Below are 12343 nucleotides of genomic sequence, written 5' to 3'. Positions count from 1 at the left end.
TTGTGTTTTTAAAAGTTAAAAACAATCAACTTTAGCATGATGGCAAGCGGAATTACTTCTGTGGCGCAAAGGTATGAAAATAAATGCAAATTTAGTACTGGCGCTTTTTTATTTACTGTTGCAAACACCCGCATAATAGTGATTACCAGCACAAACGACACTGCAAGGTTCGATATTAAAAGAATCGTTTCCGGTATTATAGTGTACAGAGACAGGTAAAGGAGCATGACCAGCGGCAAAAACATACCCAGAAATAGCATCGATCTTATAAACTCCCGATACTGTAATTGCACTACCTGCTCTAACCCAAAGATAAAACCCATGATTTTCAGGAAAAGGTACTTGAACAGGATAATAAAAAATATAAGCAAAGTATAAAAGAGCACCTTGGTGGTGATGTCGGCCTCGGAAACAGGGAAGAGGCGGTTGAACAGGTTTATTTGCTGCACATTTGTGTGGATAGCCGCAATAAGCAGTGCCAGTGTGAGCGAAAAGGCCAACACAAAAAGCAGACTGGAAAGAGAGCGGATCGGCTTCACTAAAACGCCTTCTTCCAATGCATGGGGGTTCAGGAAGGAGCCGAAACGGAACAAGCCGCTAAAGTCATTCGGGAAGTTTTTCCGAAGGGCGCCGTACACCAGCCCGATCACCAGCAGAAACAGGATAAAGGCATTCTGATTCACATACTCGCGCATACGTACGGAAAGCGGCCTGTCATTTAGTTCGTTTACCTGTGCCTGGGAGCGGGGCTGGTTCTGGAATGAGCTGACATTAGGCTGCTGCTCCGGATGCCACACCGTTAGCAGGAACTTGCCTTCCACAGGGGCCACACCTTTGCTGTGCTTTGCCAGATCTATGTTGTAATTAGCAGAAAAGTCGGCCTTAAAAATGAGCTGGTTGTTCAGAAAGAGGCACAGGTCCTTTGGAGCAGTAAAACGAATATTAAAAGGCTGGGCCTGCGTAATATTCAGCCACTGGTGCAGGGCGTTATATGCAGCGTGCCTCCCGGCCACGTATGGCACTAACTGCGTTGCGCCCTCCCGCCGCACCATCCAGTCGGCTGTGATAGCGTTTTTCTGTTCCAGGGGCAGCACCTGTGCCTGCGCAGGCCCCAGCCATGTGATACTATATATGAGGAAAAAGAGGCTAAGCTTTAACTTTTGCCTTGGAAACACTTTGTGCACTATGTGATTTATAAACTCCTAAAAACACACTTAATACGACCGAGAAAGCGAACAACACCATCAGGATTTCCAGGTTGCCCCAGTCCCCGAAGCTCACTACAAACACAATGACCAGCATGTTGATCATGGCAAGGATAAGCACAGTGGTGATTTGGTTGAAGCCCATTGCCAGCAGGCGGTGGTGGACGTGGTTTTTATCAGGAATAAATGGCGATGAGCCTTTCATGATACGAATAAAAGAAACGCGCAGTGTATCGAAGAGCGGTACGAATAGAATGCCTAAAGCCACAGCAGGAGACGCCGGTTCAGGACGCATCTCTATAAACTGAATAGCCAGAACGGAAATAATGAAGCCACATAACAGGGAGCCGGTATCGCCCATAAAGATGGTAGCCTTGTGGAAGTTATACCGTAAGAAGCCAAGTACCCCGCCGATGAGGCAGAAAGCAACGGCTGCGTAGTTATTATAAGCAGTGCCACCGAACAGGTAAAAGTATAAGCCGAATGTGCAGGCTGCGATCAACACTAGTGTTCCTGCCAGTCCGTCCAGTCCATCTATCAGGTTGATGGAGTTGGTTATGCCGATAATCACTAAAAAGGTAAAGGCATAGCTCAGCCCTATTGGCAGCTCTCCAATGCCAAAGATGCCCTGAAAGCCTGTGATACGGATGTCTGCCATAAACATGACAATACCAGTGGCTAATAACTGCACAGAGAATTTTTTAAGCGCAGAAATAGTAATCAGATCGTCTTTCAGGCCAATAAAGAACAGAATAATGCAGCTGGCCAACAGCTGTTGCACACCATTGCCAAGGCTGGTGAAGATAGTAAGTGCCGACATAAAGCCTGCAAACATGGCCAGACCTCCCAGACGCGGCGTAAGTTCTGCATGCACCGTGCGTAAGTTAGGGGCGTCCAGGATATTCTTGAGATGCGCCACTCTGATAATAGACGGAACAGCGAACATGGCAATAAGGAAAGCCCAACTGGAGGCAAGTATGAGTGGTAAAATTCTCTGATCCATAAGCACAAATGGAAGTAAAGCGAAGGGTATTCCTTACTTCTTTAAATTAACAACAGCGCATCCTCTCTTTAGCCACAGGCTAATAATGAGGTAAATATACAATCAATTTAGTATAAAAAAAGGTTTGTGCTTTTGAGTTAGAGTCTGCACAGGCAAAAATTTAACTAACTTATGAATGGAGCACGCCCTGCATCTGCAGCATACCTATGTCAATCAGGTTTTCTTCCTGAATGGAGTCCGGCACAAACACGAATTTTTTGTCAAAAATCTTACCGTCAATATAGTAGCTTACCCAATATTCGTTGTTAATGTGGAAGATTGCCGGGTCTATTGGCTCAATCTGCACAAAGCTCTTTGCCTCCACGCGCTCGAACATGTGGCGCAGCACAGATGTCTTTACTTCATTGCCGTCTATAACGCCGTAGCCTTTAGAAGCAATCAGCACGTTCTCCACAGCAAAGGTATTGTTATTAAGTAAATAAACATTCCAGATGGCTTCTCCGGATTCACTTAAGGAAGTGGCAATCGCTACTGCGATGCCCTCTACTGCTCCAAAATCAATGTCTTTCTTCATGTACTGCTGTCGTAATAGTGGCGCCAAAGAGGGCTGCCAGGTGCTTCTGTAATTTTTCCTCGACCTCCGCCAGTGGCACTTCATGCCCCAGTTCTTTCGCCAGCGACGTTACCTGCTTGTCTGAAATGCCGCAAGGTACAATGTTATTAAAGTAGTCGAGGTTGGTGTTGATGTTAAAGGCAAAGCCGTGCATGGTAACCCAGCGGCTGCACTTCACGCCCATGGCGCATATCTTGCGCGGGTTGCGCTGCGCCTCGTGGTCCAGCCATACACCTGTAAGCCCCGGAATGCGGCCAGCAGTAATGCCATAGTCTTGTAATGTCAGGATAATGGCCTCCTCCAGGTAGCGCAGGTATTTGTGTATATCAGTAAAGAAGTTCTCGAGGTCCAGGATAGGATAGCCCACAATCTGGCCGGGGCCATGATAGGTGATATCTCCGCCGCGGTTAATCTTATAGTAAGTCGCCTCTTTCTCCTTCAGTCCTTCTTCGTTGAGGAGCAGGTGCTCCTCGTGGCCGCTCTTGCCCAGCGTGTACACGTGTGGGTGTGAGCAGAACAGCAGGTAATTGGGAGTAGGCTGCTGTGCGCCCGCCTCTGCTTTACGGTTCTGCACCTTCAGGTCCAGAATGCTGTTAAAGACTTTCTCCTGGTACTCCCACGCCTCCTTGTAGTCAACCAGGCCCAGGTGTTCGAATTTTATCTCAGTGTTTTTCTGCACGCTATTTTTTTGAAAGTTCGCCTTTCAGATTGTCAATATTATCAATGGTATTTGGATCCACATTATTTAGCTCCGCCAGGTATACAGATACCCAGTCAAACATGTGGATGAGGTGGAATGCCTGCTCCAGGAAAGTTGCGCCCCGGGCCTCCATTTCCAACACATCCTGCGCCTTGCGCTCGAAGACTTTTTTTGTCAGGTCCATGCGCAAACGCACGCGCGGGTGGTCATAACTCGTTTTGATGAGCAGCACTGCAGCCTGTGCGTATAGGTTTTCCGGGTGCTGCCAACCCTCAATTTCGTTGTGGCTCATCTCCGGGAAAACGTTTACATGGCTCAGTTGCTTTGCATTTTGGCTAATCTGTTGCTGAAAGCGTACTGCCACCGGCTCCATTGCGTCGCTAACGTACAGCATCGGCAGCTTATTATGGAAGGCGTTCGCTAAAGCGCTGGCCTGCACCTTTATACTTCCCGATAACTCCTCTAGGAGATTGATGCTTTGCCTTACCTCTGTTTTAAAAGTGTCGTCCAGCAGTTCGGCATGGTGCAGTAGGTACAGCATCTGTACAAGTGAGTAACCCAGGCAGGCACGAGGCTGCTGTGATTCGCCGGGTATGGCGATGTAGGGCATGCTGTTTTCCTGTGCGATGCGCAGCAATTCGCCTCCAGAGGTAACAAAGCAGACAGAGGCGTCGCTGCGCATGGCGGCTCTTACCGCGGCAAGCGTCTCCTCTGTGTTTCCGGAGAAAGAGGAGGCAATAAACAAGGTGTCCGGTCCGACAAAGGCCGGGACTGTATACCCTTTGTTTACTATAACAGGTACAGAAACTTTGTCGGCCACGTAAGACTGAATGATATTGCCACCAATACCAGAGCCTCCCATGCCCGAAATCACTACATTATTATATTTAGGGCCGGAGAAAGTGACGGTGGCCTTTTCCCCGATATCCATTGCATCGCGTAGTTGTTGCGCAAAACCTTCAACAAGTTGCTTCATAATTCGTCTTTAATTCTGATGAACAATCATTTAATCTCAGACTGGTGCAAATTACGAGATAATTAATGGCTTCTCAAATTAACGCCCACATCCTCACCGGGCAAACCGGTGAAAACCGTGCCGCAGCTTACCTGCTGCAACAGGGTTATACTATTGTGCGAAGAAACTTCAGGCACAGACGCGCTGAAGTGGACATTATTGCACAGAAAGAGAACCTGCTGATTTTTGTAGAGGTCAAAACCAGAAGTACTGATAGGTACGGATATCCGGAGGAGGCAGTTAACTACAGGAAGGAAGAGATGATACTGAACGCTGCGCAGGCGTTTATCTACAAGATAGACTGGCAGCATGACATCCGGTTCGACATTATCGCCATCACCTTAAACACACCTGTAACCATACACCATATAGAAGACGCTTTTCACTAACGCTTTGCCTGGGAGCGCTTGTCCAGCCTGTCTTTCTCATAGATGAGCGTTCCATGCCGGTCATACTCCTTTACTAAGTAAGGTTCAAAACGCTCGTCATACACTGTCTTGGGGTACTGGTACTCGTGATGGCGCCGGCCGCGGAAGTCGTAATAATGGATCCAGGTGCCTACTTTGCGGCCTTTCTCATACTGCCCGGACCACTGCACCTGCCCGTTTTCATAGAAACGGTAGTAGGTACCCTGCACCTCGCCATACACATAAGGTACCACCTCTTTGATTTGTTTCTGAGCACCGTCATAGTAGGTGACCACGGCATCGCGTACAAAGCCTTTTTCATAGTGGTCTTTCCCAACTAAAGTGCCTTCCTCGTCAGGTCTGTATTTTTCCCAGCGCAGGTGCTTGGTACCTATATAGAAGTAACCTTCCTCCACTGTCTGCCCGTCAATTTTCTTTACATAAGGGCCGTGCAGCACCTTATAACGTGCCTGGTCTACTTCGTTGTTGCTGGTGCGGTATAGCTTGCGCTTCTTAGTGTCATACAGGTATTTGAGAGGGGCATACGGATTGAGTTCTTCTTGCTCAGGAAGATAACTAAAAGTCTCTATGGTCTGGCGGGCACTGCGACCTGTTTTGATAAAGCCACGCTTTACCTTATAGCCCAGGAAATAACGCTTGCTTTGCTTCTGCTTCTTTCGCTTTTTTTCTCCCTCTACCTCCTCCTTTTCCAGTGCCTTCCGCACTTCCACATCAGGGTTTATAGTATCTCCGGAGGCAAGGACATCGGCTTTGGCGCCTGCTTTCAGGCGCGCCTGGTCCAGGTGGTAGTCACTGTTCCATTTGGGTTGGCCGCAACCGCCTAAGGTAAGCAACCCTATGCCTGCTACAAAAGTCAACGCCAGAAGAAGAGAATGCCTCATGTTCAATTTTGAATAACTGAATTTCGAATAACTGAATAGCTTGATGGTTGAATGGCTGGTTCCGCTATGTTGCTCTTGTTGTTCAACAATTTAACAATTAAGCCATTTAACCATCATCCCAGCAATCAGCTGTCAGCTGTCAGATTTTAAACGTAAAGATGAACATAAATCATATAAGCACCAATACGCAAACTGCCCCTATAACTTTACATATGGCAGGTTAGTTTCATGAGGCAGAACGGCAGAAGCAAAAAAGGCAGCACCCTGTGGGCACTGCCTTAAACTGTTTGGTATAATTTTTAATTTGTAAGTTCTTTTCTATTCTTTCGTCATCAGCTCAAAGCTGCGTTTCACAAAAGTAGTAAGGGCTGCACCAGAAAGCATGTTCTGCGACAGCAGCGCCAGGTCAAACGCCTGACGGGCAACGGCAGACTTGTCGTCGCCTTCGGCACTCAGCACGCGCTGGTTCAGCGGGTGGTTTGCATTGATGGTTACGTTGTAAGTGTCCGGCATATCGCCCATGAACATCATGCCGCCACCACCGCTCTTATTCATGTCCTTCATGCGGCGCATAAACTCAGGCATCGTAATCACCACCGGTGCATCGTCCGGAGACATTGGCGCTACCTCTACGTGCATGTGCTGGTTGTTGATAGCCTGCTCATAAGCCGCTTTCAGGTCTTCCTTCTCCTTATCGTTCAGCACGCTTTCCTTCGCCTCGTCGCGCTCAACTAGCTTATCGATGGTTTCAGAGTCCACACGCTTCAGGGTGGTTTTCTCCAGCTTCTGCTCCAGCATGCCAATAAAGTGGCTGTCGATAACTGAGTCCAGCTTCAGCACATCGTAGCCACGGTTCTGGGCCGCCTCAATAAAGGCGTGCTGCTTATCGGCATCTGTGGTGTACAGGAATACCAGTTGCTCGCTTTTGTTTGTCTGGTTGGCCTGCACCAGCGCTTTGTACTCTTCTATTGTATAGTACTTGCCTTCGGTGTTCTGCAGCAGCACGAAGTCTTTGGCTTTCTCATAGAATTTATCATCAGAGAGCATGCCATACTTCACAAACACGTTGATGTCGTCCCAGGTCTTCTCAAACGTTTCGCGGTCTTTCTTGAAGATATCGTTTAGCTTATCAGCTACCTTTTTAGTGATGTAGGTGTTGATTTTCTTTACGCTGGAATCAGCCTGCAGGAAAGAGCGGCTTACGTTCAGCGGAATGTCCGGTGAGTCGATGATACCGTGCAGCAGCATCAGGAACTCCGGCACCACGTCTTTCACCTCATCGGTGATGAACACCTGGCGGGAGTACAGCTGAATCTTGTTGCGCTGCAGCTCAAAATCGTTCTTGATTTTAGGGAAGTACAGGATACCTGTCAGGTTAAACGGATAGTCCACGTTCAGGTGAATCCAGAACAGCGGTGGCTCTGAGAACGGGTACAGCTCTTTGTAGAAGTTCTTGTAGTCCTCGTCTGTCAGGTCAGCAGGCTGCTTTGTCCAGATGGGGTTCGGGTTGTTGATAACTTCACCCTCAAACTCAATCGGCACTGGCAGGAACTTGCAGTACTTGTCCAGGATAGTGCGGATACGCGCTGTTTCCAGGAACTCATCAGAATCGGGGGCAACGTGCAATATCACATCAGAGCCGCGGTCTTCTTTCTGAGCGTCCGTAATGGCAAACTCTGTGCTACCATCGCAGGTCCAACGGGCTGGCTCTGCGCCTTCCTGGTACGATTTGGTCACGATATCCACCCGGTCGGCCACCATAAAGGCAGAGTAGAAGCCCAAACCAAACTGACCGATGATCTGGTCTTTATCGCCATCGGAGTCTTTAAAACGCTCTACAAACTCAGAGGCTCCTGAAAACGCAATCTGGTTGATGTACTTCTTGATTTCCTCCGCCGTCATACCGATACCGTTATCCGATATCGTGATGGTGCGGTCATCTTTGTTTACCGCTACCTTTACCTTCAGCTCGCCCAGGTCGCCTTTATACTCGCCAACAGCTGCCAAACGCTTCACTTTCTGTGTGGCATCTACAGCGTTACTCACTAACTCACGCAGGAAAATCTCGTGGTCAGAGTATAAAAACTTCTTGATGATGGGGAAAATATTCTCGGTGTGAATCGAAATATTACCTCTTTCTTCCATGTTGCTACTATATATGTTTTTTTGAAAATTCTTTTAACCGACAGGCTACTTTTGGCAAAGGCTTTCAAATCCTGTTCCAGAGCAGCTGAAGCATTGCTTTTGTGACAGGATGTCAGAAAAGCTTGTATAAGTTGACAAGACTGGGCCTGAAAAATTTACTTTAAGGAACATTCCGGCGGTATCTGTAGTAGAAGAAGGGTTGAAAATGCGGGACTAGCTTTATACAAATGCAACATTGTGGAATTAATTGTACATTTGCTGTGGTTCCTATATAAAAGGTGCAGTCCTTCCTGAAATATATCGCCCTATTCCTGCTCCTGCTTTTCTGCAGGGCGATGGTACCGGATGCCCTTTTGCTGGATCTGCACCCGCATACGCACACCGTACATACCGACCACACGGATACGCATGAGGCGCAGGTTGGCCTGAAGCACAAGCATTGTCCGGTAGAGGATATGTTTGGCAAGCCTTATCAGGGCAGCTTTCCTCCCGTTGTTTTAAAACCTGCTGTACATCGCGCTACCTATGCCGTGCATTATACCGGCACATGGCATAGCGCAACTCATACCTCTACTTTTCTTCGCGGCCCACCTTTGGCTTAGTTTTAGCTCCTTACCCGTTTTACCTGATTACATGCATGTCTGTACATGACTTTTCGAGCAGGTGCGGGTATACTTTAATTATTACAATAGCCCCATTAGGCTCGCCGGCATCATTTGTTGCAGGGTGCCTTTTTTGGAGTTTGGCAGAAGCTATGATAGCCTTTGCCGATTATTGCTAAAATCTTAGCCGTGTTCTTTTTCAAATACTTTCAGCATAGTTTTTTGCTGATACTTCTTTTCATGGCAATGCAGGTGCAGCCGGCACTGGCGCAGCTGTTACCTCCTCCTGATTTGGAAACAGGAGAGGAACAGGACTGTGGCCTTACCTTATCAGGCAAGGTGCTGGACCACGACTCCCGCGCTACGCTTATTGGTGCCACTGTGTCTATTCCGGAACTGCACAAAGCCTCCGTGGCTGATGCGTATGGGAATTATCATTTCCACCACCTGTGCCAGGGTACTTATACTGTGCAGGTGACCTATGTGGGGTATGAGCCGGAGAGCTTTACTATCAGGCTGACAGGTTCCTCTGTCAGAGACCTGCAACTGCATACAGCTGCCAGAACGCTGGGCACGGTGGAGGTAACGGGTGCTCATCTGCAGGAGCAGGCGCAGTCGTCGTATACGCTGTCGGGGCGGGAGTTGGAGGAGACGCGCGGGCTGTCGCTGGCAGGAACACTGCAAGGCATTGCAGGTGTTACCACCATTCAGACCGGGCCTACTATTTCCAAACCTGTTATCCATGGCATGCACAGCAACCGCATACTCTTGCTGAACAATGGCGTACGGCAGGAGGGCCAGCAGTGGGGTTCGGAACATGCCCCCGAAATAGACCCCTTTGTGGCCACCCAGATGAAGGTGATAAAAGGAGCTGCCGGTGTGCGCTATGGAGCGGATGCTATTGGAGGCGTGGTGATCGTGGAGCCGCGGGCTTTGCCCACTACGCCGGGTGTTGGCGGCGAGGTGAACCTGGTGGGCAGCACCAACAACCGCCAGATGGCCGCGTCAGCTACCGCAGAGGGTAACTTTGCAGGTATTCCGCCGCTAAGCTGGCGCCTGCAGGGCACCTATAAGAAGGCAGGAAATACCCGAACGCCGGATTACTACCTGGAGAACACGGGTTTTGAGGAGCAGAACTTCTCGGCAGCACTAGGTTACCGGAAGGAAAAGTTTGGCGGAGAGCTGTTTTACAGCCAGTTCAATACAAAGCTGGGCATCCTGCGGGCCGCTCACATCGGTAACCTGACAGACTTGAACTATGCGATTGCCCGTGGCAGACCAGCCGGAGCCGAAAACGTGGAATTCACCTACGAAATAGGTCGGCCTTACCAGAACGTGCAGCACGACCTGCTAAAGGCAAAGGCATACCTGCAAACCGGCGAGGCAGGCAGGCTGGAGTTTGTATACGGTTTGCAACGCAACAGGCGGGAGGAGTATGATGTGCATGGTCCTGCAACCGGAAATCCGGCACTTTACCTTAACCTGAACACGCATACCACAGAGGCCATCTGGGAACACCAGCCGCTGGGCAACTTCACCGGATCAGTAGGCGTGAGCACTATTTACCAGCAGAACACCTATAAGTACAGCGACTTTCTGCCTTACTATACCGGTATAACAGCCGGCGCTTTTGTCATTGAGAAGTGGCGGAAGGACAGGCTGCAACTGGAAGCTGGTCTCCGATACGATTACAAATATTTGCAGGTGAAGCGTTTCTCGTCGAGTAGAGAATTGTTAAAGCCGGAGTATGATTTTAACAACGTGTCGGGTACCCTGGGTGCTTTATATGATGTGGGCTATCACCTTACCTTCGGCCTGAGTGCCACCTCTGCCTGGCGGGCACCTAGTGTAAACGAGCTCTTCAGCGATGGCGTGCACCATAGCGCTGCCACTTACGAGGTAGGCGACCCGGAACTGGGTTCGGAGCAGGCGTATAATTTTGAGGCCTCCGTAAATTATTTCGGCAACACGCGCCTGAATGGTCAGCTGAGTCTCTACCACAATTTTATTAACAATTATATCTATCTGGCACCGCTTGCCAACCCTGTGCTCACCATACGGGGTGCTTTCCCGGCTTTCCGGTACAGGCAGACGGATGCAACCTTTAGTGGAGTAGATTTAAGCCTGGAGTACAATCTGCTTCCGAACCTGGTGATAGACTCTAAAACAGCTATTGTGCGTGCCAGAAACACAGAGGCAGATGATTACCTCATCAACATTCCGGCAGACAGGTTTAACAACAGCCTGCGCTATGAGTTTGGCCAGTCAGGCAACGGGAGTCGTTTCTCAGACGCCTATGTTTCCTTGGGAGGTACCTATGTGGCGGAACAGACGCGCGTGCCGGAAAAAACGGATGAGGATTTTGCCCCGGCACCAGACGCCTACTTTTTAATGCAGGCAGCGGCAGGTGCTACAGTACACTTTGGGAAGCAACCGGTGGAGATAGGAATTACGGGTAACAACCTGCTGAACACCACATACCGCGATTACCTGAACCGCTTCCGGTATTTTGCTGACGAAGCGGGCCGCCTGATCATGTTCCGGATTAAAGTGCCCTTGGATTTTAGCAAAACTTAAAGTGAATTTTTTGACATCAGCAATGTGCTGGTGTATCACGTAATTTATTTTTTACCAATTAAACTTTTACCAAAATTTATCAACTTATGAAAAACCTATTTAGACCTTACCTGACTGCTTTAATGATGGGATCTTTGTTGTTCGCTTCCACGTCTTGCGAGGATGATGATCCAACGCCACCAGTTGAAGAAGGTGAGTTGATCACAACTGTAACCATCAACCTTGTGCCGCAAGGAAAAGGACAGAATGTAACCGCTGTTTTCAGCGACCCGGATGGACCAGGCGGTACTGATGCCACTATCCAGACATTAAACCTGGTGCCTAATGCAGTTTACGATGCCACCCTTACGTTCTCAGACGACAGCCAGACGCCATCCGAGGATATTACAGAGGAGATAGAAGAAGAAGGGGATGAGCATGAGGTGTTTTATGACGCACTAGGCGGCCTGAATGTTACGGTTAATAAAACAGATATGGACAGCAACAACCGTCCTATTGGTTTAGAAGCCACCGTCACAACTGGCGAAGCTAGCACCGGCACGCTACGCATTACACTAAAGCACCAGCCCGGCCTGAAAGGGAGCACCAGCAATATAGCAGTGGGCGAGACGGACGTAGAAGCCAATTTCCCTACTGTAATTCAGGAGTAAATATCTTGCAAGCACAAAAAAGGAGGCGCAATTAAAATTGCGCCTCCTTTTTTATTTTATATGGTACCATCTGCAGTTATCTTGTATCTACTGCCTCTCTGCCAGTTGCGCAGCTACATTACTGATGCGTTTGGCCCTGGTTTCGGGTCTTTTTGCCTCCAACACCGCCACTACATACTCTTTCCGGTGCGTAAACGCCAGCTGCTTAAATTGTTCCAGCACGCCTGCCTCCTCCAGTGCCTGCTGCATGTCTTCGGGTACTGTTACTGTTTTTGTTTTCCTGTCGATGCCCGGTAAATCCACTCCAAACGTAGAAACTTCTTTCCGCTCTGCCTGGTGCCTGAACCGTAAAGCCGACCACGTTTCATCAATGGCAACCTGCCTTACACCGGAATAGCCTAAGAGGCTGTTTTGATTTCATTTAGATAATTTCTTAAGCATGATATGTATCATGGTAATCTGAATCATTGTCTCGGCTGATTTGGTGCTGCGTTCATAGTCCTTGGAGAGCCTCCGGTAGAGGT

Annotated in this window: 12 protein-coding genes; 4 read left to right on the top strand and 8 right to left on the bottom strand. The window is 48.8% G+C overall.

Annotated features, from left to right (window positions below):
• Positions 1–8: 8 nt before the first annotated feature.
• The 5 genes from DXT99_RS24020 to DXT99_RS24000 form a co-directional block, all read right to left on the bottom strand.
• Entirely contained in the window at positions 9–1184 is a 1176-nt protein-coding gene (locus tag DXT99_RS24020; RefSeq protein WP_246001000.1) for a DUF4271 domain-containing protein, read from the bottom strand.
• Positions 1147–2208: an MraY family glycosyltransferase gene (locus DXT99_RS24015; protein WP_246000995.1), complete on the bottom strand. Its 1062-nt coding sequence runs from the start codon at positions 2206–2208 to the stop codon at positions 1147–1149. The genes DXT99_RS24020 and DXT99_RS24015 overlap by 38 nt, the downstream gene beginning before the upstream one ends.
• A gap of 169 nt (positions 2209–2377) precedes the next feature.
• Positions 2378–2782 carry a hypothetical protein gene (locus DXT99_RS24010; RefSeq protein WP_115568140.1) on the bottom strand — a complete coding sequence of 135 codons (405 nt, stop codon included), beginning with the start codon at positions 2780–2782 and terminating at the stop codon, positions 2378–2380.
• Positions 2766–3500 (bottom strand): lipoyl(octanoyl) transferase LipB, encoded by a 735-nt coding sequence (gene lipB / locus DXT99_RS24005; protein ID WP_115568139.1) that lies wholly within the window; start codon positions 3498–3500, stop codon positions 2766–2768. The genes DXT99_RS24010 and lipB overlap by 17 nt, the downstream gene beginning before the upstream one ends.
• Before the next feature lies 1 nt (position 3501).
• Positions 3502–4497 carry a bifunctional phosphoglucose/phosphomannose isomerase gene (locus tag DXT99_RS24000; RefSeq protein WP_115568138.1) on the bottom strand — a complete coding sequence of 332 codons (996 nt, stop codon included), beginning with the start codon at positions 4495–4497 and terminating at the stop codon, positions 3502–3504.
• A gap of 65 nt (positions 4498–4562) precedes the next feature.
• Here DXT99_RS24000 and DXT99_RS23995 point away from each other — a divergent pair, with 65 nt between their 5' ends.
• The gene (locus tag DXT99_RS23995) at positions 4563–4925 is read left to right on the top strand and encodes a YraN family protein (protein ID WP_115568137.1); all 363 of its coding nucleotides are present in this window, start codon (positions 4563–4565) and stop codon (positions 4923–4925) included.
• Here DXT99_RS23995 and DXT99_RS23990 read toward each other — a convergent pair.
• Positions 4922–5845: a toxin-antitoxin system YwqK family antitoxin gene (locus DXT99_RS23990; RefSeq protein ID WP_115568136.1), complete on the bottom strand. Its 924-nt coding sequence runs from the start codon at positions 5843–5845 to the stop codon at positions 4922–4924. The genes DXT99_RS23995 and DXT99_RS23990 overlap by 4 nt on opposite strands.
• A gap of 318 nt (positions 5846–6163) precedes the next feature.
• Positions 6164–7990: a molecular chaperone HtpG gene (gene htpG, locus DXT99_RS23985; RefSeq protein WP_115568135.1), complete on the bottom strand. Its 1827-nt coding sequence runs from the start codon at positions 7988–7990 to the stop codon at positions 6164–6166.
• A 278-nt stretch (positions 7991–8268) separates the two neighbouring features.
• On the opposite strand from htpG, the gene DXT99_RS23980 reads away from it, so the two are divergent.
• The 3 genes from DXT99_RS23980 (at position 8269) to DXT99_RS23970 (ending at position 11819) form a co-directional block, all read left to right on the top strand.
• Positions 8269–8592, top strand: coding sequence for a hypothetical protein (locus tag DXT99_RS23980; protein ID WP_246000994.1), 324 nt, complete (start codon positions 8269–8271; stop codon positions 8590–8592).
• 222 nt (positions 8593–8814) lie between these two features.
• Positions 8815–11169 carry a TonB-dependent receptor gene (locus DXT99_RS23975; RefSeq protein WP_147294297.1) on the top strand — a complete coding sequence of 785 codons (2355 nt, stop codon included), beginning with the start codon at positions 8815–8817 and terminating at the stop codon, positions 11167–11169.
• An 86-nt stretch (positions 11170–11255) separates the two neighbouring features.
• A complete protein-coding gene (locus tag DXT99_RS23970; RefSeq protein ID WP_115568133.1) occupies positions 11256–11819 on the top strand; it encodes a hypothetical protein in 564 nt (187 codons plus the stop codon).
• Positions 11820–11906: 87 nt separating this feature from the next.
• On the opposite strand, the gene DXT99_RS23965 is transcribed toward DXT99_RS23970, so the two are convergent.
• A complete protein-coding gene (locus tag DXT99_RS23965) occupies positions 11907–12122 on the bottom strand; it encodes a YdeI/OmpD-associated family protein (protein ID WP_246000993.1) in 216 nt (71 codons plus the stop codon).
• Positions 12123–12343 lie beyond the last annotated feature (221 nt).

The sequence above is a fragment of the Pontibacter diazotrophicus genome (genome assembly GCF_003367245.1).
In the GTDB taxonomy this organism is placed as follows: Bacteria; Bacteroidota; Bacteroidia; order Cytophagales; family Hymenobacteraceae; genus Pontibacter; species Pontibacter diazotrophicus.
The sequence above is the reverse complement of the archived record's forward strand: the minus strand, read 5'-3'. Positions and strand labels throughout refer to the sequence as shown.

Coding starts and splice junctions, on each gene's coding strand:
- htpG (WP_115568135.1), bottom strand. CDS start 7,990: ATGGAAGAAAGAGGTAATATTTCGATTCACACCGAGAATATTTTCCCC.
- DXT99_RS24010 (WP_115568140.1), bottom strand. CDS start 2,782: ATGAAGAAAGACATTGATTTTGGAGCAGTAGAGGGCATCGCAGTAGCG.
- DXT99_RS24000 (WP_115568138.1), bottom strand. CDS start 4,497: ATGAAGCAACTTGTTGAAGGTTTTGCGCAACAACTACGCGATGCAATG.
- DXT99_RS23990 (WP_115568136.1), bottom strand. CDS start 5,845: ATGAGGCATTCTCTTCTTCTGGCGTTGACTTTTGTAGCAGGCATAGGG.
- DXT99_RS23995 (WP_115568137.1), top strand. CDS start 4,563: ATGGCTTCTCAAATTAACGCCCACATCCTCACCGGGCAAACCGGTGAA.
- DXT99_RS24015 (WP_246000995.1), bottom strand. CDS start 2,208: ATGGATCAGAGAATTTTACCACTCATACTTGCCTCCAGTTGGGCTTTC.
- DXT99_RS23970 (WP_115568133.1), top strand. CDS start 11,256: ATGAAAAACCTATTTAGACCTTACCTGACTGCTTTAATGATGGGATCT.